Annotated in this window: 16 protein-coding genes; 7 read left to right on the forward strand and 9 right to left on the reverse strand. The window is 60.8% G+C overall.

The annotated features are described in order from the left end of the window. Positions 1 to 132: 132 nt before the first annotated feature. On the reverse strand, positions 133 to 1,392 hold the full coding sequence (locus tag R6X40_RS21625) for an ABC transporter substrate-binding protein (RefSeq protein ID WP_318415924.1): 1,260 nt from the start codon (positions 1,390 to 1,392) through the stop codon (positions 133 to 135). Between the two features lie 52 nt (positions 1,393 to 1,444). Then, positions 1,445 to 2,344 carry an N-acetylmuramic acid 6-phosphate etherase gene (locus R6X40_RS21630; RefSeq protein ID WP_318415925.1) on the reverse strand — a complete coding sequence of 300 codons (900 nt, stop codon included), beginning with the start codon at positions 2,342 to 2,344 and terminating at the stop codon, positions 1,445 to 1,447. 197 nt (positions 2,345 to 2,541) lie between these two features. Here R6X40_RS21630 and R6X40_RS21635 point away from each other — a divergent pair, with 197 nt between their 5' ends. From R6X40_RS21635 to nagA, 4 genes are read left to right on the forward strand one after another with little or no spacing between them, the layout of a single operon-like run. Beyond that, positions 2,542 to 3,420: an N-acetylglucosamine kinase gene (locus tag R6X40_RS21635; RefSeq protein ID WP_318415926.1), complete on the forward strand. Its 879-nt coding sequence runs from the start codon at positions 2,542 to 2,544 to the stop codon at positions 3,418 to 3,420. Continuing rightward, positions 3,417 to 4,181 (forward strand): GntR family transcriptional regulator, encoded by a 765-nt coding sequence (locus R6X40_RS21640; protein ID WP_318415928.1) that lies wholly within the window; start codon positions 3,417 to 3,419, stop codon positions 4,179 to 4,181. Before R6X40_RS21635 ends, R6X40_RS21640 begins: the two co-directional genes overlap by 4 nt. A gap of 28 nt (positions 4,182 to 4,209) precedes the next feature. Next, the gene (locus tag R6X40_RS21645) at positions 4,210 to 5,232 is read left to right on the forward strand and encodes an SIS domain-containing protein (protein ID WP_318416042.1); all 1,023 of its coding nucleotides are present in this window, start codon (positions 4,210 to 4,212) and stop codon (positions 5,230 to 5,232) included. After that, a complete protein-coding gene (nagA, locus tag R6X40_RS21650; protein ID WP_318415929.1) occupies positions 5,229 to 6,389 on the forward strand; it encodes an N-acetylglucosamine-6-phosphate deacetylase in 1,161 nt (386 codons plus the stop codon). Before R6X40_RS21645 ends, nagA begins: the two co-directional genes overlap by 4 nt. Before the next feature lie 12 nt (positions 6,390 to 6,401). Here nagA and R6X40_RS21655 read toward each other — a convergent pair whose 3' ends face one another. The 3 genes from R6X40_RS21655 to R6X40_RS21665 are packed head-to-tail and all read right to left on the reverse strand — an operon-like array spanning position 6,402 to position 9,405. After that, positions 6,402 to 7,130, reverse strand: a complete 729-nt coding sequence (locus R6X40_RS21655) for a copper homeostasis protein CutC (protein WP_318415932.1) — start codon at positions 7,128 to 7,130, stop codon at positions 6,402 to 6,404. Continuing rightward, the gene (locus R6X40_RS21660; protein ID WP_318415934.1) at positions 7,127 to 8,038 is read right to left on the reverse strand and encodes an ROK family protein; all 912 of its coding nucleotides are present in this window, start codon (positions 8,036 to 8,038) and stop codon (positions 7,127 to 7,129) included. The genes R6X40_RS21655 and R6X40_RS21660 overlap by 4 nt, the downstream gene beginning before the upstream one ends. Further along, on the reverse strand, positions 8,035 to 9,405 hold the full coding sequence (locus tag R6X40_RS21665) for an amidase (protein ID WP_318415936.1): 1,371 nt from the start codon (positions 9,403 to 9,405) through the stop codon (positions 8,035 to 8,037). The genes R6X40_RS21660 and R6X40_RS21665 overlap by 4 nt, the downstream gene beginning before the upstream one ends. Before the next feature lie 193 nt (positions 9,406 to 9,598). Here R6X40_RS21665 and R6X40_RS21670 point away from each other — a divergent pair, with 193 nt between their 5' ends. From R6X40_RS21670 to R6X40_RS21680, 3 genes are read left to right on the forward strand one after another with little or no spacing between them, the layout of a single operon-like run. Further along, positions 9,599 to 10,345 carry a sulfate transporter family protein gene (locus tag R6X40_RS21670; protein ID WP_318415937.1) on the forward strand — a complete coding sequence of 249 codons (747 nt, stop codon included), beginning with the start codon at positions 9,599 to 9,601 and terminating at the stop codon, positions 10,343 to 10,345. Positions 10,346 to 10,397: 52 nt separating this feature from the next. After that, complete coding sequence (locus tag R6X40_RS21675; RefSeq protein WP_318415938.1) at positions 10,398 to 11,042, forward strand: transcriptional regulator; 645 nt, start codon at positions 10,398 to 10,400, stop codon at positions 11,040 to 11,042. After that, the gene (locus R6X40_RS21680) at positions 11,039 to 12,178 is read left to right on the forward strand and encodes an aminotransferase class I/II-fold pyridoxal phosphate-dependent enzyme (RefSeq protein ID WP_318415940.1); all 1,140 of its coding nucleotides are present in this window, start codon (positions 11,039 to 11,041) and stop codon (positions 12,176 to 12,178) included. Before R6X40_RS21675 ends, R6X40_RS21680 begins: the two co-directional genes overlap by 4 nt. Positions 12,179 to 12,189: 11 nt before the next feature. Here R6X40_RS21680 and R6X40_RS21685 read toward each other — a convergent pair whose 3' ends face one another. The 4 genes from R6X40_RS21685 to kdpB form a co-directional block, all read right to left on the reverse strand. Next, positions 12,190 to 12,885, reverse strand: coding sequence for a response regulator transcription factor (locus R6X40_RS21685; protein WP_318415942.1), 696 nt, complete (start codon positions 12,883 to 12,885; stop codon positions 12,190 to 12,192). Then, a complete protein-coding gene (locus tag R6X40_RS21690) occupies positions 12,882 to 15,590 on the reverse strand; it encodes a sensor histidine kinase KdpD (RefSeq protein ID WP_318415943.1) in 2,709 nt (902 codons plus the stop codon). Before R6X40_RS21690 ends, R6X40_RS21685 begins: the two co-directional genes overlap by 4 nt. A 164-nt stretch (positions 15,591 to 15,754) precedes the next feature. Beyond that, complete coding sequence (kdpC, locus tag R6X40_RS21695) at positions 15,755 to 16,318, reverse strand: potassium-transporting ATPase subunit KdpC (RefSeq protein ID WP_318415945.1); 564 nt, start codon at positions 16,316 to 16,318, stop codon at positions 15,755 to 15,757. 12 nt (positions 16,319 to 16,330) lie between these two features. Next, a complete protein-coding gene (gene kdpB, locus R6X40_RS21700; RefSeq protein WP_318415947.1) occupies positions 16,331 to 18,388 on the reverse strand; it encodes a potassium-transporting ATPase subunit KdpB in 2,058 nt (685 codons plus the stop codon). Positions 18,389 to 18,396: the final 8 nt, after the last annotated feature.

The raw sequence follows: 18,396 nt of genomic DNA on the forward strand, positions 1-18,396 counted from the left end.
TTCCTAACCAAAGAGGGTGGGCACCTTCTCCCCGTAAACAGGGAGAAGGGACAAGTGGCAAATTCCGGTAATCCCCTCTCCCCGTTCACGGGGAGAGGGCTAGGGTGAGGGGCGAACCCCTGAAACCCAATTTTACTTTGCAGGCTTGTACCAGCTGTCGAGGCCCTTCTGCAGCTTTTCGGCGGCAACTTCCGGCGTATCGGTACCGTTGATGACGTTGGCCGATTCAACCCAGGTCTCGTTCTCGAGGTTCGGAGTACCACGCGAAAGGATCTGGTAGGTCGAGCGGATGGTCGGCTTGCACTTTTCGCGCCAGGAAACGAATTCCTGTGCGAGCGGATCGGCCATCTTCACCGGTGTCGAGTTCAGGCTGAAGAAGCCCGGCAGCGAGTTGGCATAGATGTCGGCGAATTCCGGAGAAGCGATCCAGGTGAGAAGCTTCTTGGCTTCTTCCGGATGCGCGCTCTTGGCATTCAGGCCAACGCCGATGTCGTTGTGGTCGGAGATGTAGCAAGCATCGCCTGCAGCCTTAACCGGCGGCGGGAAAGCACCCATCTTGAACTGGGCCTGCGTGTTGAACAGGCCGATTTCCCACGAGCCGGCCGGGTAGATGGCAGCGCGGCCGAGCGTGAAGAGGTTCTGGCTGTCCGGATAGGTCTGGGCTTCGAAACCGTCGCCGAGGTAATCCTTCCACTTGGCAAGAACCTTGTAGGGCTCGACCCAATCGGCGTCCGTCAGCTTCTGCTCGCCCTTGATCAGAGCAGCGCGGCCTTCTTCACCCTTCCAGTAGGTCGGGCCGATGTTCTGGTAGCCCATGGTGGCGGCTTCCCAGAGATCCTTCGTGCCCATTGCGAGCGGGATGTAGGTGCCGTCAGCCTTGATCTTGTCGAGAGCAGCAAAGAAGTCTGCTTCCGTTGCCGGGATCGCGATGCCGAGCTTGTCGAAGGCATCCTTGTTGTAGATGAAGCCATGGATAACCGAAGCCATCGGTACGCAGAAAGCGGCGGAACCATCGTCCGTCGTCCAGGCGGACTTGGCGACTGGCGAGAAGTTCTCCATGCCGGCAAGACCGGTCAGGTCAGCCAGGTGCTTCTTGTTGTACAGTTCGAGCGAAGCATCGAACGGACGGCATGTGACGAGGTCACCAGCCGAACCGGCGTCGAGCTTGGCATTGAGCGCTGCGTTATACTCGGTCGGGGCGGTCGGCGCAAAGACGACCTTGATGCCCGGGTGCTTGGCTTCGAAAGCTGGAATGAGCTTTTCCTGCCAGATGGTCAGGTCGTCATTGCGCCAGCTTTCGATCGTCAGCGTGACGTCTTCAGCATGCGCCAGCCCGGCAGAGCCGAGGATGCTGGATGCAAGCAGCAAGCCCTTCAAGGTAGTGCGGGTCATTACGTTCTCCCTCATTGTGCGCCATTTTTGGCGCGGTTTTAATACCCTAGGATCAATGTGCCGCGACAGCAGACAAGGCGCGGCGCAAGTTTTGACCGGTTTCAGCAAGCGCTGCTTCTGCAGCCGCCACGTCTTTTGCCCCAGCAGCAAGAAGAATGGCGATCTTTACCGAACCAGAAGATGTAGTGAGATGGCGGCCAGCTTCTGTGGCGCCGATCCCGGCAATGTCGGAAACGATGCGAATGGCGCGGCCGCGCAGTTTGGCATTGTCGGCCTTCAGGTTGACCATGTGCCCGTCGTAGACATGGCCAAGATGGATGCCGACAAGCGTCGAAAACATGTTGAAAGCAATCTTCTGCGCCGTCGCAGCACCCATGCGGGTCGATCCGGAGATGACTTCCGGCGGCGTCTGCAGCAGAATGGCAACTTCGGCATTCTGGAAAAGAACGGCACCCGGATTGTTGGCCATGGCGATGACCCTCGCACCGCGCTCGCGGGCCTCATCGGCGGCAGCCAGCGCATACGGCGTCGAGCCGCTGGCGGAAACCGAGATCAGACAATCGCCTGCACCGATACCGGCTTCGCGCACATCCTTGCGCGCCAACTCCATATCGTCTTCGTAGCCGCCAGCCAGATCCGTCAGGCTTGCGGCACCACCAGCCAGAAGCACCACGACCTTGTCGAGCGCAATTCCATAGGTACCGGGCAATTCCAGCGCATCGGTCATGGCCATCAGGCCAGAACTACCGGCACCGGCATACGCCAGGCGGCCACCGCCGGCGAGCGACGCGGCGGCAATCTGTGCGGCAGCCGTAATGGACTCGATAGCGGAATCAACGACCTTCGCCGCAGCCTGCTGGCCAGACGCAAGCAAACGAAGCGCAAGTGCCGGATGCATCACATCCAGTCCCATCGCCTTGTCGTGACGCTCCTCGGTTTTCACTGACGGCATACGCTCAATCTCCCTCTGCGCAAATTAATGCCAAAAAAATACCAATTGTCTAGGAAAAATTAACTTGCGACCGAAGAAAGTTTCCGATTTCTAAAATAAATTATATATTTCAGATTGTTAATCGATAATTCCAATTAAAGACCAAAATCCCCTTGGTAAATGGTATTTTTTTGGTATCATTTTTCTCGGAGGTATCCATGCCACATTACATTCTGGGAATTGACGGCGGAGGCACGAGCTGCCGCGCGGCTGTAGCGGGCGCCGATGGGCGTATCCTCGGGCGCGGCAAAAGCGGCGCTGCCAACATCCTGACCGATCCGGACAACGCCCTGATCCACATTGTCGGCGCAGCCACGGCTGCATTCGAGGAAGCGAATATCGCCCCCTCCGAAATTGGCTCAGCTTGCGCCCTGGTCGGGGTTGCCGGCAGCAATGTCGGTGATGCCGTGCATTATGTGATGGAACGCCTGCCGTTTGCGAAAGCCGATATCGAGTCCGATGGACTGATCGCGCTACAGGGCGCGTTGGGCGATAGCGACGGCGCTGTCGCTATCCTCGGCACCGGATCCATCTACATCACCCGGCAGGCTGACGACATCCGCTATATCGGCGGCTGGGGTTTCCAGATCGGCGACCTTGGCAGCGGCGCGCGCCTTGGCCACGCCCTTTTGCAGGAGAGCGTTCTCGCCTTCGACAACATCCATCCATCGTCGCCACTCACCGAAGCCGTCATGGCCGAGTTCAACAATGATCCGCGCGAGGTGGTGGAATTTGCCCGCGCGTCCGTGCCCGGTGCGTTCGGCCGTTTTGCGCCCAAAGTCTTCCAGTTTGCAGGTGAGAACGATCCGGTAGCGATCACATTGTTGCAGGCTTCAGCGCAGACGATCAACGAAGCACTCGATGCCGTCGTCGCGCAGGGCAGCCGCAAGCTTTGTCTCTTGGGCGGGCTTGCACCGCTCTATCGCCCGTGGCTTGCCGAGCGGCACCAGCCCTTGTTCGTGGAGCCGGAAGCGGACGCCCTGACAGGCTCAGTCGCACTGGCAGCCAAACGCTTTGCGGCGGGGCTTGCGGCATGACCCAGCATCTCGAGGCCATATTGCCGCTGGACGGCCTGCAGGCCGGGGGCTCCGGCCCGCTTTATCTCAAGCTGCGGCAATCGCTGGAAGAGGCTATCCTGTCGGGCAAGCTCAATCACGGCGATGCCCTGCCGCCCGAACGGGATCTGGCTGATTATGCCAGTATCAGCCGCGTAACGGTGCGCAAGGCTGTCGATGATCTGGTCAAGGACGGTCTGCTCGTACGCCGTCACGGCTCCGGCACCTTTGTCGTCAAACCGATGGGCCGCGTTCAACAGTCGCTGTCGCGGCTGACATCCTTTACCGAAGACATGTCGCGCCGAGGGCTGGTCACCACGGCGCAGTGGATCGAACGTGGACTGCATCATCCATCCCCAGATGAAATGATGGCGCTTGGCCTGCCCCCAGACGCGCTTGTGGCGCGGCTTGGCCGGTTGCGTATCGCCGGCGATATGCCGCTTGCCATTGAGCGGGCCTGTGTATCTGCAGAATTCCTGCCGGACCCCATACGGGTCGGCACCTCGCTCTATGCAGAGCTCGACAAGACCAAATCGCGGCCGGTGCGCGCCGTGCAGCGCATTTCCGCCTGCGCCCTGAGGGACCCGGATGCGGCGATGCTCGGTGTACCGGCCGGATCCGCCAGCCTTTCCATCGAACGTATCTCCTACCTCGCCTCTGGCCGTGTGGTGGAATTCACCCGCTCGCTCTATCGGGGCGACGCCTATGATTTCGTCGCCGAACTGACTCTGTCGGATTCCTGAGAGCGGCCCAAAGAAGAAAGACATGACCATGCAAACCAATATGCGCCGCGAAATCAACGAAATTCCCGAAGCCGCAGCCCGTCTTCTCGATCAATCCAAGGCGGCGGTCAAAGAAACCGGTGCTGCTTTGCGTGCAAAAGACCCGGCCTTTTTCGTGACCATTGCCCGCGGCTCATCCGACCATGCCGCATTGTTCTTGAAATACGCGATCGAGCTTTCGACCGGACGGCCCGTTGCCTCGCTCGGCCCGTCGCTCGCCTCAATCTACGGCGCGAAAATGCAGCTTCAGGGCGCAGCATCGATCGCCATCTCGCAGTCCGGCAAGAGCCCGGATATCGTTGCGATGGCTGAGGCTGCCACGAAGGCAGGTGCGGTGACGATCGCCCTGACCAACACTCTGCCTTCGCCGATCTCGGAAGCCAGCACCCATCCGCTCGACATTCTCGCCGGACCGGAAATCGCTGTCGCCGCGACCAAATCCTATGTCAATTCGATTGTCGCAGGCCTCGCCATTCTAGGCGAATGGACTGGTGATGCTGCCCTTCAGCGCGCAGTCGCCGATTTGCCCGCCCAGTTTGCAAAGGCCGTGAAGCTCGACTGGCAGCAGCTGGCCGACGAACTTGGCGATGCGGAATCTCTGTTTGTGCTTGGACGCGGTCCAGCGCTGGCCATCGCCAGCGAGGCGGCGCTGAAATTCAAGGAAACCTCGGGCATGCACGCAGAGGCTTATTCCGCGGCCGAAGTGCTGCATGGTCCGGTGGCTCTCGTTGAAAAGCGCTTCCCGGTAATCGGCCTTGCCGCACGCGACGCTGCAGAAGGCTCCGTTACCGGTATTCTCGATGGGCTGAGCGCCAAGGGTGCGCTGGCGTTCGTTACCTCCAACGAAGCCAAAACGACCAAGAAATTGCCGTTCGTCGCCACCGGACATCCGATCACGGATGCGCTGGCCCTGATCATCCCGTTCTACGGCTTCGTCGAATCCTGGTCCCGCTCGCGCGGCCTCAATCCGGATGCGCCTGTCGCCCTCAAAAAGGTTACGGAAACGAGATGACCGCACAGAAAGCTATCACCGGAGCCCGGATTTTCGACGGCCTGTTCTGGCATGATGATCAGGTGCTATTGCTCGATGGTGGAACCATCATCGGCATCCTGCCGCAGGATGATCTACCGGCCGGGACAGAGATGATATCAGCCGGGGGCCAGTTGCTTGTGCCCGGCTTTATCGACCTGCAGGTGAATGGCGGCGGTGGGGTGATGCTGAATGATCGGCAGGACGTCGATGCTATCCGCACCATCTGCGCGGCGCATGCGCAATTTGGCACCACGGCCCTGCTGCCAACCTTGATCACCGATACGTTCGAGATTCGCGCGCGTACGATCGCGGGTGGTATCCAGGCCAAGGCGGAAAACGTTCCGGGATTCCTCGGGCTGCATCTGGAGGGCCCGCATCTTTCGATCGCTCGCAAGGGCGCGCACGACCCGGCGCTGATCCGGCCGATGGACCCGGCCGATCTCGAGGCCATGCTTGCCTGTGCCGGCCTATTCGATGCCATGATGGTGACGGTCGCGCCTGAAAACACGACAGTGGAACAGGTCAAGGCTATGGCCGACACGGGTATCATCGTCAGCCTCGGCCACACGGATACCGGTTACAATACGATTGTCGAATACGCCAAGGCGGGCGCACGTACCGTCACCCACCTGTTTAATGCCATGAGCCCGCTTGGCCATCGCGAACCGGGTGTCGTTGGTGCCGCGCTCGATACTGGCAGCCTGCACGCGGGGATCATTGCCGATGGCGTCCATGTCGATCCGGCGTCGATGGGCATCGCATTGCGATCCAAGAATGGCCCAGGCCGGATCTTCATCGTCACCGACGCGATGTCGACAATCGGCTCGGACCAGACCAGCTTCTTCCTGAATGGCCGCGAGATTTTCCGCAGGGACGGCCGCCTGACGCTGGCCGATGGCACACTGGCTGGCGCCGATATCGACATGCTCGCCTCTGTGCGGTTTGCTCACGAAAAGCTGGATCTGCCGCTGGATGAGGCGCTGCGGATGGCATCGGCCTATCCCGCCGATGCCGCTGGCGTGGCCGCCCGCAAAGGCAGATTGCTGCCGGGCCTAGACGCTGATTTCGTCATTCTGACGGAAAACCTCGAAATGAACTCGACCTGGATCGGCGGGAACCGCGTTTTCCAGGCCTAATCTCGTAATGTATCAAGGCGCGGCGGTCAGCCGCGCCTTGAGTGCCCGCACCACCTGCTCATCCGTTTGCCTGGCACCTGGCGAAACGAAGCCGAGCGATACCAGCCGGGCATCGTGAGCCGGCTTTTCTTTCGAACAGGATGAGTGCACTTCCGTCACGGAAAGACGGGAGAGAAGTGCATCAACCGTTTTCAGCGTCACACCGGAGCCGGGCAGGATCGAGATCCGCCCCCTGGCATCCGCGACAATCGCGGCCAGCGCATCGACACCGTCAGGCGCGCTTTTCGCCCCGCCTGATGTCAGGATACGCTCGAAACCGAGGTCCACCGCGATCTCGACCGCATCCGCGAAATCCGGCACCAGATCGAATGCACGATGCAGCGTCAGCCCCAATCCCCAGGCATGATCTACCAGCACCCGCAGGGCCTCCGTATCAAGACTTCCATCGGGGCTGCTCGCACCAAGCACAACACCGGCAAGGCCAGCCGACCGGACGGCATTGATTTCGACGCGCATCACATCCATATCGTCGGCATCAAAAACGAAATCCCCCGGCCTTGGCCGGATCATCGCGTAGACCGGAATATCGAGTTTGCCCGCCAATGCCATCAGGCCCGGCGATGGCGTCAGACCGCCGACGGACAGTGCCGAGCACAATTCGATGCGATCGGCACCGCCATAGACTGCAGCGCGCAGACCGGCCGCATCATCAACACAGACTTCCAGAAGAATATTCGTCATTGCGCCTCTCCTGCGAGACCGAGAACAGCCGCGCCAATCAGGCCCGGCTCGATCCGGCATTCACCAGGAACCACGAGCGGGCGGTCGAATTTCCGCAGGATCCGCGCCCGCACAGCCTTGTCGATCTCGGCAATCAGCGGCGTCACATTGGAAAGACCACCGCCGATCGGAACGATCGTCGCCCCGGTAATATTGACCGTCAACGCCAGCGGCGAGCTGATCAGATCCACCAGCACATCGATGGTCCGGGCGGCCTCAGCATCGCCATTCTGCCAGAGCGTGGTGATCTCATGGCTAGCCAGGCTCTTGCCGTGCAAAGTGAGGTGCAGCCGTTCCATGCCACGCGCGCCGCCGATCGTGTCGACGCAACCGCGCTGGCCGCAGCCGCAGTCGAAGACCGGGATCGCGACCGGCGGTGTGCCAGCCATTGCGGCGACTGCCGGGCCATGCCCCCATTCGCCGGCAAAACCGCCCTCCGCATTGATAAGCCGGCCATCGACCACCAGGCCGCCACCGACGCCGGTGCCGAGGATGGCCCCCAGCACGATCCGGTAACCGCGCCCGGCACCCGCACCAGCCTCCGCCAAGGCGAAGCAATCGGCGTCATTGGCGATCAATACGGGCAGATCGAGCAGGCCGGACAATTCCGCGGCAAGCTGGCGTCCGTCGATGCAGGGGATGTTGGCGCATTTGATCGCCTGCGTTTCCGGATCGACGACGCCGGTGATCGATATGGCAACGCGGTTTGGCTTTACGCCAGCCTCCGCGATAACAGCGCGGAGCGTTTCGACAAACGCGTTGAAATCATCGAGTGGCGTGACACGGCGTCCCAGCGGTTCGATCCGGTCCGCTGCATAGGCGACGGCACCCTTGATGGCGGATCCGCCAATATCGAAGCAGACGATCATGCATCACCACGGATAATGGCCTCGGCCGAGAGCGCTGCAGAGAGCAGAGCCTCGTCCTGATTTTTCTGGCCTGACAGCAGGAAACCAACCGGCATGCTGGCATCGCCCGTACCGCACGGGATCGAGACGCCGCAACCATCAAGGAAGTTGCCGATCAGGGTGTTGCGCAAGGTTCGGCCGTTGATCTTGAAGAACAGATCGTCATCGGCAAGCAGCGGCGCAATCGGCGGCGCCACATGCGGCACCGTCGGATGAATGACCAGCTCACCGGGCTCCAGGGTTTCAGCGTAAGCGGCGATCAATCGCCGACGCGCATCGCCAATGGCGATATAGTCGGCCAACGTGATCTTTTCGCCCAACCGTGTACGGGCGACGACCCGCTGATCCATGCGCGCGGCCTCCGGCCCTTCCAATCGCGCTTTGTGAAGTGCGAACGCCTCGGCGGTCACCAGTGCCCCATGGCGTGCAGTGATCTCGAAGATCTCGGCAAAGATCGGGAAAGCCTGGCGCCTGATCTGGGCACCGGCCTTTTTCAACCGTGCAACCGCAGCCTCGAATGCAGCCACGACGCCCGGTTCGGCGTCGTCGAAAACGACGGTTTCCGGGACGACGAGCTTCAGGCCGTTCAGATCTGCCCGGCGGGTATCCGGCGCGGTTCGGCCCTGCATGGCGGCATCGATCCAGATGGCATCCTGAACAGTGCGGCAGAGCGGTCCGAGGGAATCGAGGCTCTTTGCCAGCGGGAAGACGCCCTGCATCGAATAGCGGCCACGTGTCGCCTTATAGCCGACGATGCCGTTGAACGCGGCAGGGATGCGGATGGAGCCGCCGGTATCCGTACCAATCGCCACCGGCACCAGCCCGGCTGCCACGGCGACGCCGGACCCAGCCGACGAGCCACCCGGAATACGCGGAACATCGCGCGAAACGGGATTATGCGCCGTCCCGTAGTGCGGATTGATACCGAGGCCGGAAAACGCGAATTCGCTGAGATTGGTGCGGCCGACGCTGACCATTCCAGCGGCTCCGAGCCCCTTGACCACGGCAGCATCAGTCTCTGCGGGGAGGTGGCCGGTCAGCACGGCTGAGCCTGCTGTCGTCACCGCACCCTTCGTATCGAACAAATCCTTCCAGGCAACGGGAATACCGTCGAGCAAACCGAGCGACCGACCGGAACGGATACGCGCCGACGACAATTCTGCTTCCACCGTTGCGCGCTCACCAAGCACTTCGGTAAAAACAGATCGATCCTGGTAGCCAGCTATCTTTTCCAGCGTTACCTTTGCCAGTTCGACAGGATCAAGCGCGCCGGACTGCAGCAGCACCGAAAGGCCCGCCACCGACATGTTTCCGTCCACTCCATCCATCGTCTCAACACTCCAAAGCTGTTTGTGGCAGCATCATAACGGCGCGGCGCCCGTTTTGGCAGTGAAAACAGCACCCTTCGCACATGATTTTCGGCGACTTTTCAACGCTGCCCGCCACCATAGTCTTGCTCACGGCCCATAGCCCGCCTACATGCGCAGACAGTGGCTGACACGCATTTCAAGGAGACACCGGATGATACTCGACGCGGCGCGGCTTTCCTTTGCCAATCTTTTCGCGCCGGAAACGCGCTCGGTCTTTTGGAAGGTTCTGGGCCTGACACTTCTGGCGCTGGTCGGCCTGTGGTTTGCCTTGCGTGAACTGTTCATCTATCTCGCCTTGCCGTGGCTCGATGCCCTGCTGCCGGGAACGCCCGGCTGGGCAGGATGGCTGACATTCGTGGTCGGTATCTTTGCCAGTTTGGGGCTGGCACTCGGCCTGGCGCTACTTTTGGCCCCGGTGACCGCACTGATCGCAGGCTTCTTTCTTGATGACGTCGCCGACGTCGTGGAGAAACGGGACTACCCGCAGGAACCTGCCGGACGGCCCTTGCCGCTGGGCGAAGCGATTTTCGGTACGCTGAAATTTCTCGGTGTCATCATTGCCGGCAACATCATTGCCCTTTTCCTGCTGCTGATCCCCGGCATCAATCTGATCGCCTTCTTTCTGGTGAACGGCTATTTGCTCGGCCGCGAGTTCTTCGAATTCGCCGCGATGCGCTATCGCTCGCCGGCCGAAGCCCGGCTGTTCCGCGCCAAACATGCCGGCACGGTTTTCTTGAGCGGCCTCGTGCTGGCCGCGTTTCTGGCGGTACCGCTCCTGAACCTGCTGACACCACTGTTTGCCGCCGGCATGATGGTTCACCTGCACAAGAAATTGTCGCGGCGCGATCCGGAGTTTCAGCGGCAGCTCAACGCCAGCAAACCATCGTTCGGACGGTAATTATCCAATTTGTCAACATTGACAAAATGTCAATTTAAGCGAATAAGGCGTCATGTCTCATCCGCTCACGCCTTTCATCCCGGTCTGCGACGCCATCGCCACGCTGTTTTCACCGCATGTGGAAGCGGTTTTGCATGATCTTGAGACAGGCCAGATCTTCCATATCGCCAATGCCTTTTCGAGGCGCCGGCCGGGGGATAGTTCGCTCAACGAGGCCGGACTGGCTTCATCCCTGGATGAAGATGTGATCGGCCCCTACGGCAAGTCCAATTGGGATGGCCGCCGGCTGAAGGCGATCACCTCGGTTCTGCGCGACGCAGAAGGGAAACCGGTCGGATTGCTGTGTATCAATCATGATATCGAGGCCTTTGCCGGGATCTTCGACCAGCTGAAATCGATGATGGAGTTCGCCGCTCCCATGCCGAAGACATCGGCGCTGATGGCGGACGACTGGCGCGAGGCCGTCAATTCTGTGATCGGCGATTTCCTCGCTGAACAGAGAACCACACTGTCCGGCCTCACCGGCACCGACACGGATGGCCTGATCGCACTGCTCGACGCACGCGGCGTCTTTGCCATCCGCAAGGCCGTTCCCTATGTCGCCGAGATCCTGAAACTGTCGAGAGCGACGATCTACAACCGCCTTGGCGCGATCCGCCAGAAACAAGACGCTGCCGTTCAAGGAGAGCCACAATGACCAGGCCGATGCGCGATTTTGTGCTCGAAACCTTCATGTCGAAATGGGAATTCACCGCCAAATACAACATGACGGCCTCGGATGCCGAAAGCATGCGGCTGCCGGACCTGCTGGCGATGGCCAGCAACGAAGACCGCGCCGACTTCGAAAACCTCAGCCTCGGTTATACCGAGACATTTGGCGCACCCGTTCTGCGGCAGGAAATCGCGCGGACCTACGACACCGTTCAGCCGAAAAACCTGATCTGCTTTGCCGGCGCCGAGGAAGCGATTTATGTGGCGATGAAAGTGCTTTTGACGTCTGATGACCACGCCATCGTCATCACGCCCAACTATCAGGCGGCTGAAACCATCCCGTTAAGCATCTGCGCCGTCACAGGCGTGGCGCTCGACATCGACAACGACTGGAACCTCGACATCGGCCTCGTCGAGACGGAAATTCGCCCCAATACCAAGCTGATCTCCATCAATTTTCCCAACAACCCGACCGGCAAGATCCTGCCGCGTGCTACTTTCGATGCGCTCGTCGAACTTTGCCGCAAGCATGGTATCTGGCTGTTCAGCGACGAGGTCTACCGTCTGATCGAGAAGGATGAAGCGCTGCGCTTGCCGCAGGCGGTCGATGCCTACGAGCGCGGGATTTCGCTCAACGTCATGTCGAAGGCGTATGGCCTTCCGGGGCTTCGGATCGGCTGGCTTGCCTGCAAGGACCAGGATTTTTTGACCCGTTGCGAGCGCTACAAGCACTTCCTGTCGATCTGCAATTCCGCCCCTTCGGAAGTTCTGGCCCGCATCGGGCTTAAGAACCGCGATAAGATCCTGGCCCGGACACGGACCATCGTCCGCAACAACATCGTCGAGTGGAATACCTTTTTCGCCGAGTTTTCCCATCTGTTCGACTGGCGCGAACCGGACGGCGGCTGCGTCGCTTTCATCCGCTACAAGGGACCCGAAGGCGTCGAGGAATTTGCGCGGCGTGCGGTCGAGGAGGCCGGGGTATTCTTCCTGCCCTCGAGTGTCTATCACTCGGAGCTGACGCCGGTTCCACAGAATTGCCTGCGCGTCGGCTTTGGCCGCCTGCATGTGCCGGAAGGCATTACCGTTCTGCGCAACTGGCTGAACCGCAATAGCCTGTAGATGCAAGCTGGCTAAAGGTCGGCTTCGCGCAAGCGGTAGCCGACCCCGGTTTCGGTGGTGATATATTGCGGCTGGTCCGGCGTCAGTTCGATCTTCTGGCGCAGCTGTCGCACATAGACGCGCAGATACTGTACGTCATCGGCATTGCCCCAGACTTCCTTCAGCAGAAACTTGTGCGTCAGCACCTTGCCAGCATGCTGCACCAAGATGCGCAGGATATCGTATTCCTTCGGCGACAGTTTGACCTCACGCCCGTCGACCTTGACGATACGCTTGACCAAGTCGACCGACAGGCCGCCGGTCTGGAACAGCGGCTTCTCTCCCTGCTGCTGCAGCCGGTGGCGGAGCGCCACCCGGATACGCGCCACCAGCTCATTCATACCGAAGGGTTTGGTCACATAGTCGTCGGCGCCCAGCTCCAGCGCCTTCACGATCCCGGCCTCATCGGTGCGGCTCGACAAGATGACGATCGGCAGCGTCAGGCCCTCCTCGCGCCAGCCGCGCAGCAGATCGTGGCCGGGCATATCCGGCAGGCCGAGATCAAGCAGAATCAGATCAGGCTGCTCGCTCTTGACGCTTTCGCGCGCCGCCTTGCCGTTACCGGCTTCGCTGACTGCATAATCCTGCGTTGCCAAGCCGACACGCAACAGGCGGCGGATGGGTGGCTCGTCATCGACCACCAGGATCTTCACCGCTGAAAGCGTCATTTCATGTCCTTGAGATTGGGGGCGTCCGGCAAAAGCGGCAGGCTGATGGTAAAGACGGCACCGGAGTGGTCGATCCGGTTTTCGGCAGCGATGGTACCGCCCATCGCCTCGACGAAACCCCGGCAGATGGAGAGCCCAAGCCCGGTACCCGCCCGAACGTGATCACCCTTGCGCACCCTGTAGAACGTATCGAAGACCCGTTCCAGATCGCCCTGCGGAATACCCGGCCCTTCGTCCGAAATCCGGATAAGAACCCGCTCGCCATTGCTTTCGGCGCGAACGCGAACCTTCGATCCTTCCGGCGCATATTTGGCGGCATTGTCGAGCAGGTTGAACAACACCTGTTCGAACAGCACCGGATCGACCTTGATCATCGGCAGATCGGCGGGAACATCAACATCCACGTTATGATCGGCCAGAATCTTGCGCGCCCGGCGCAGCGCGCTACCGACGATATCGCCGGTATAGTGAAAAGCCGCATTCGGCTCCATGGCGCCGGATTCGATCCGGGTCATGTCGAGCAGATTGGCGATGAACCGGTTTAGCCGCTCGGATTCGTCGGTCACCGTGGTCAGAAGCTCGACGCGGTCTTCCTCCGGCAGGGCGGATTGATAGTCACGCAGCGTTCCGGCAGCGCCCATGATGGCGGCAAGCGGCGTTTTCAGGTCGTGCGAAATCGAGGTCAGCAGCGCCGAGCGCAGACGGCCGGCTTCTTCCACCAGCCGCGCATTGTCGACATCGGCGACAAGCTGCACGCGTTCGATGGCGAGCGCTGCCTGATCGGCAAGCGCATCCAGCAGCCGCTGCTGTTCGGGGCTGAGCAATGGCCCCTGCCGGTCATTGTCGAGACCAATGACGCCGACGGCGGCGCGGCCGGTGCGCAACGGCACATAAAGGCGCTTGGCGCCGGGTAGCGTATCGGCGCCGCGGCCAGCGGCCCGATTGTGCTCCCAGGCCCAGCGCGCTGCGGCGATATCGGCATCATCAAGTGTGTCATCCGGTGGATAGCCGGCTTTGACCGCGATCGTTCCATCTTCCGGCAACAGCAATACGACCCGCACTTTCAGCATCGATGCAAGCTGGAATGCCGTTGCCCAGAGCACGTCATCCAGCGTTCCAGTGCCAGCCAGCTTCTTGCTGAACAGATAGAGATCTTCCGTGGTGCGCGCCCGCAGCCGCGCAGCGGCCGCCTGCCGCTGGACACTGGCGGTCAGATTGCTGGCAATGATCGCGACGATGAAGAAAAGGATGAACGCGACAACGCTGTCAGGGTCGCTGATATCCAGTGTGTAGAGCGGCTGCAGGAAGAAGAAATTCAGGAAAAAGGCGCTGATAACGCTGGCGTAGAGAGCCGGCTTCAGACCTTCCTTAACTGCTGTGGTCAAAACAGCCATCAGGAACACCAGCGCGATGTTGCGCACGTCGAGTGACTGGTCGAGCAGAAAGCCAACGCCGAGCGCGCAACCGACATAGAATGTTGCGAGCGCGTAAGGGCGGAACTTGAACTGGACCGGGGCCGGGGCAGTCTTCACGCCCGTTGCGACGGCCTCGCCTTCCCGGTCATCACCAGCAATGACATGGACACTGATATTGCCAGCACGCCGGATGAGGCGGCTGGTCACTGACCCGTGCAGCCATTCGCGCCATCCCGATGTTCTCGGCGTTCCCGCGATGATGTGCGTGACATTGCTGGATGCGGCGACACGGACGATCTCTTCAACCTCATCGGAGCCCGGCCGGGTCAGCGCTTCAGCGCCCAGCCGCTCGGCCAGCCGCAGCGTCGCTGCGATACGATCCCGCGCCGCCTCCGACAGGTGTATTGATCGCGCCGTTTCCACATGCAGTGCCACCAGAGGCGCGCGCAGGCGGTCCGCCAGGCGAGCGGCATAACGCACCAGGGAGGCGCTGCGCGGATGATCATCGACACAGACCAGCACCCGGTCCCCCGCCGCCCAGGGGCCGGAAATCGCATTCGCCTGCATATGCGTCAGCAACTGGTCGTCCACCCGCTGCGCGGTCTGGCGAAGCGCAAGTTCGCGCAGCGCCGTCAGATTTCCCGGCGAGAAATAGTTTTCGAGCGCCCGTTGCGCCGTCTTCGGAATATAGACCTTGCCGTCATGCAGCCGCTTGATCAGGTCTTCCGGCGTCAGGTCGATGATCTCGATATCGTCGGCCCGGTCGATGATTGAATCGGGAACGGTTTCGCGCACCCGGATACGGGTGATCTGGGCAACGACGTCGTTGAGGCTTTCGACATGCTGGATATTGAGCGTCGTATAGACATCGATGCCGCGCGACAGCAGTTCCTGCACATCCATGTAGCGTTTCGGGTGCCGGCTACCGGGTGCATTGGTGTGGGCCAGTTCATCGACAAGAACGAGGCCGGGACGCCTCTCGAGAATGGCGTCGATATCCATTTCCTCGAGATGACGGCCCTTGTAGTCAATCGGCGTACGGGCAATGACCTCGAACCCATCGGCCAGCGCCTGGGTTTCCTTGCGGCCATGCGTTTCGACCACGCCGATCACGACATCGATCCCATCGGCCTGCTTGGCATGGCCGGAGGTCAACATTTCGTAGGTCTTGCCGACCCCAGGTGCTGCACCCAGAAAGATTTTCAGGCGGCCGCGCGTTTCCTGCTCCGCCCGCTGCAACAGGGCGTCAGGAGATGGCCTTCCATCCATATCGCGAACATCGTCCCGCATCTGCGCTTAAGTCTTTCTCATCAATGCCGAAAAGCGGCAAGATGCCGCTTCAGACCATACCGGACAAGTCTCAAAAGCCCAGAGGATTTGAGACCGATGCCGTCAATCAATCCATCCCGGCAACGCACCTTCTAAGCAAGGCGCGATGCCGGGGTCGAACCGGTTCAGACAGCCTTATCAAGCGCCATGTTCAGCGCCAAGACGTTGACCACCGGCTCACCGAGAATGCCGAGTTCCGGCGTTTCCACCGCCTGATCGACCAGGGCGCGGACCTTGCTTTCATCCAAACCACGGGCCTTGGCAACGCGCGGCACCTGGAAATAGGCGGCTTCCGGCGTGATATGCGGATCAAGGCCACTCCCCGAAGCGGTAACCAGATCCATTGGCACAGCAGCGCCGGGGTTGGTAGCCTTCAAGACTTCGGCTTCTGCCTTGATCCGCTCCAACAGTTTCGGATTGGTCGGGCCGAGGTTGGAGCCACTCGATGCGGCGGCATTGTAGCCATCTCCGGCAGCCGACGGACGGCCATGGAAATAGGTATCGCCGGTAAAGGCCTGGCCGATCAGGGCGGAACCGACAACAGCTCCGTCCTTTTCAATGAGGCTGCCATTGGCCTGATGCGGGAACAAGGCCTGGGTAATGCCGGTCATGCCGAGTGGGTAGGCAAGGCCGGTAATGATGGTGATTGCAACGATCATGACCAGCGCGGGTCGCAATTGTTTCAGCATTGGGATGTTCCTTTAAACGAGACCAAGGGCGGTGATGGCCATATCGATGGCCTTGATGCCGATGAACGGTACGATGACGCCGCCGAGGCCATAGATGAGCAGATTGCGCGACAGGAGAGCTCCAGCGCCGACGGCGCGATAGGTGACGCCCCTGAGCGACAACGGGATCAGCGCGACGATGACAAGCGCGTTGAAGATGATCGCCGACAGGATGGCGCTTTGCGGCGAGGCAAGGCCCATGATGTTCAGCGCCGAGAGCTGCGGATAGAAAGCCAGGAACATCGCCGGGATGATGGCAAAATACTTGGCGATATCGTTGGCGATCGAGAATGTCGTGAGCGCACCGCGGGTCATCAGCAGCTGCTTGCCGATCTCGACGATCTCGATCAGCTTGGTCGGGTCGGAATCGAGATCGACCATGTTGCCAGCTTCGCGGGCTGCGACCGTACCGGTGTTCATGGCCACGCCGACATCGGCCTGGGCAAGCGCCGGAGCGTCGTTGGTGCCGTCGCCGCACATGGCAACGAGCTTGCCCTTGGCCTGCTCCTCGCGGATCAGAGACAGCTTGTTTTCCGGAGTCGCCTGGGCAAGAAAATCATCGACGCCGGCTTCGGCAGCGATAGCCGCTGCCGTCATCGGATTGTCACCGGTGATCATCACCGTACGGATACCCATGCGGCGCAGTTCGGCGAAACGCTCGCGGATGCCGCCCTTGACGATGTCCTTCAGGTGCACCACGCCCATCAGGCGTCCATCGCGAACAACAGCGAGAGGTGTACCCCCGGACTTTGCGATTTCGTCGGCAATCGCCTGGATTTCGCGGATGGTATCCGGGCGTGCCGCCGTGTTCTGGCTGGCGACGTAGCTCAGCACGGCATCGACAGCACCCTTGCGTATTGACGAACCCTCGATATCGACGCCACTCATGCGGCTCTGGGCCGTAAACGGCACGAAGGTCGCGTGCAGTTGCGCCATGTCGCGAGCACGGATGCCGTATTTTTCCTTGGCCAGCACAACGATGGAACGGCCTTCCGGCGTTTCATCGGCAAGCGACGCCAGCTGTGCGGCATCGGCCAGGTCCTGCTGCGACACGCCCGAAACCGGGCGAAGCTCGGTTGCCTGGCGGTTGCCGAGCGTGATCGTGCCGGTCTTGTCGAGCAGCAGCGTATCGATATCGCCAGCTGCCTCGACGGCGCGACCGGACATGGCCAGCACGTTGAAACGCACCAGGCGGTCCATGCCGGCAATGCCGATGGCCGAAAGAAGCGCACCGATCGTGGTCGGGATCAACGTTACGAACAGCGCCACCAGCACGATTACCGGAATGGAGCCACCGGCATAGGAGGCAAAGCTCGGAATGGTCACAACGGCCAGAACGAAGATCAGGGTCATGCCGGCGAGAAGGATGTTGAGGGCAATCTCGTTCGGCGTCTTCTGGCGTTCGGCACCCTCGACCAGCGAAATCATCCGGTCGATAAAGGTGGAACCCGCGGCGGCGCTGATGCGCACCCGGATCCAGTCCGACAGGACCTGCGTGCCGCCGGTAACGGCCGAGCGGTCGCCGCCGGATTCACGGATGACAGGCGCCGATTCGCCGGTGATCGCCGCCTCGTTGACGGAGGCGACCCCTTCGATCACTTCACCATCGGAGGGGATGATTTCGCCGGCTTCGACGAGAACGATATCGCCAACCTTGAGACTGGTTCCGGAGACGATCTTGAAGCTTTTCAGATCGGTTCCGGTCAGAAGCTTGGCCTGGGTTTCAGTGCGGGTCTTGCGCAGCGATTCAGCCTGCGCCTTGCCCCGGCCTTCGGCAACGGCTTCGGCGAAATTGGCAAACAACACCGTGAACCACAGCCAGATATTGAGCTGCAGCGAAAAACCGAGATCACCGCCACCGGTGACGAGATCGCGCAGGAACAGAACAGTGGTCAGCGTCGAGACGACGGCAACGACGAACATCACCGGGTTCTTGGCAAGCGTGCGGGGATCAAGCTTGACGAAAGCCGAACCGATCGCTGGGATGAGGATGCGAGAGTCCATCAGGCTCGCAGATTTGGACTGGCTCATGAGAGAAC

It is taken from the genome of Rhizobium sp. PL01, assembly GCF_033447125.1.
Classification (GTDB): Bacteria; Pseudomonadota; Alphaproteobacteria; order Rhizobiales; family Rhizobiaceae; genus Pararhizobium.

What these genes read in the sequence shown, in the direction of transcription:
- R6X40_RS21625 (WP_318415924.1), bottom strand. Translation starts at nt 1,392, where the DNA reads ATGACCCGCACTACCTTGAAGGGCTTGCTGCTTGCATCCAGCATCCTC.
- R6X40_RS21630 (WP_318415925.1), bottom strand. Translation starts at nt 2,344, where the DNA reads ATGCCGTCAGTGAAAACCGAGGAGCGTCACGACAAGGCGATGGGACTG.
- R6X40_RS21635 (WP_318415926.1), top strand. Translation starts at nt 2,542, where the DNA reads ATGCCACATTACATTCTGGGAATTGACGGCGGAGGCACGAGCTGCCGC.
- R6X40_RS21640 (WP_318415928.1), top strand. Translation starts at nt 3,417, where the DNA reads ATGACCCAGCATCTCGAGGCCATATTGCCGCTGGACGGCCTGCAGGCC.
- R6X40_RS21645 (WP_318416042.1), top strand. Translation starts at nt 4,210, where the DNA reads ATGCAAACCAATATGCGCCGCGAAATCAACGAAATTCCCGAAGCCGCA.
- nagA (WP_318415929.1), top strand. Translation starts at nt 5,229, where the DNA reads ATGACCGCACAGAAAGCTATCACCGGAGCCCGGATTTTCGACGGCCTG.
- R6X40_RS21655 (WP_318415932.1), bottom strand. Translation starts at nt 7,130, where the DNA reads ATGACGAATATTCTTCTGGAAGTCTGTGTTGATGATGCGGCCGGTCTG.
- R6X40_RS21660 (WP_318415934.1), bottom strand. Translation starts at nt 8,038, where the DNA reads ATGATCGTCTGCTTCGATATTGGCGGATCCGCCATCAAGGGTGCCGTC.
- R6X40_RS21665 (WP_318415936.1), bottom strand. Translation starts at nt 9,405, where the DNA reads ATGGATGGAGTGGACGGAAACATGTCGGTGGCGGGCCTTTCGGTGCTG.
- R6X40_RS21670 (WP_318415937.1), top strand. Translation starts at nt 9,599, where the DNA reads ATGATACTCGACGCGGCGCGGCTTTCCTTTGCCAATCTTTTCGCGCCG.
- R6X40_RS21675 (WP_318415938.1), top strand. Translation starts at nt 10,398, where the DNA reads ATGTCTCATCCGCTCACGCCTTTCATCCCGGTCTGCGACGCCATCGCC.
- R6X40_RS21680 (WP_318415940.1), top strand. Translation starts at nt 11,039, where the DNA reads ATGACCAGGCCGATGCGCGATTTTGTGCTCGAAACCTTCATGTCGAAA.
- R6X40_RS21685 (WP_318415942.1), bottom strand. Translation starts at nt 12,885, where the DNA reads ATGACGCTTTCAGCGGTGAAGATCCTGGTGGTCGATGACGAGCCACCC.
- R6X40_RS21690 (WP_318415943.1), bottom strand. Translation starts at nt 15,590, where the DNA reads ATGCGGGACGATGTTCGCGATATGGATGGAAGGCCATCTCCTGACGCC.
- kdpC (WP_318415945.1), bottom strand. Translation starts at nt 16,318, where the DNA reads ATGCTGAAACAATTGCGACCCGCGCTGGTCATGATCGTTGCAATCACC.
- kdpB (WP_318415947.1), bottom strand. Translation starts at nt 18,388, where the DNA reads ATGAGCCAGTCCAAATCTGCGAGCCTGATGGACTCTCGCATCCTCATC.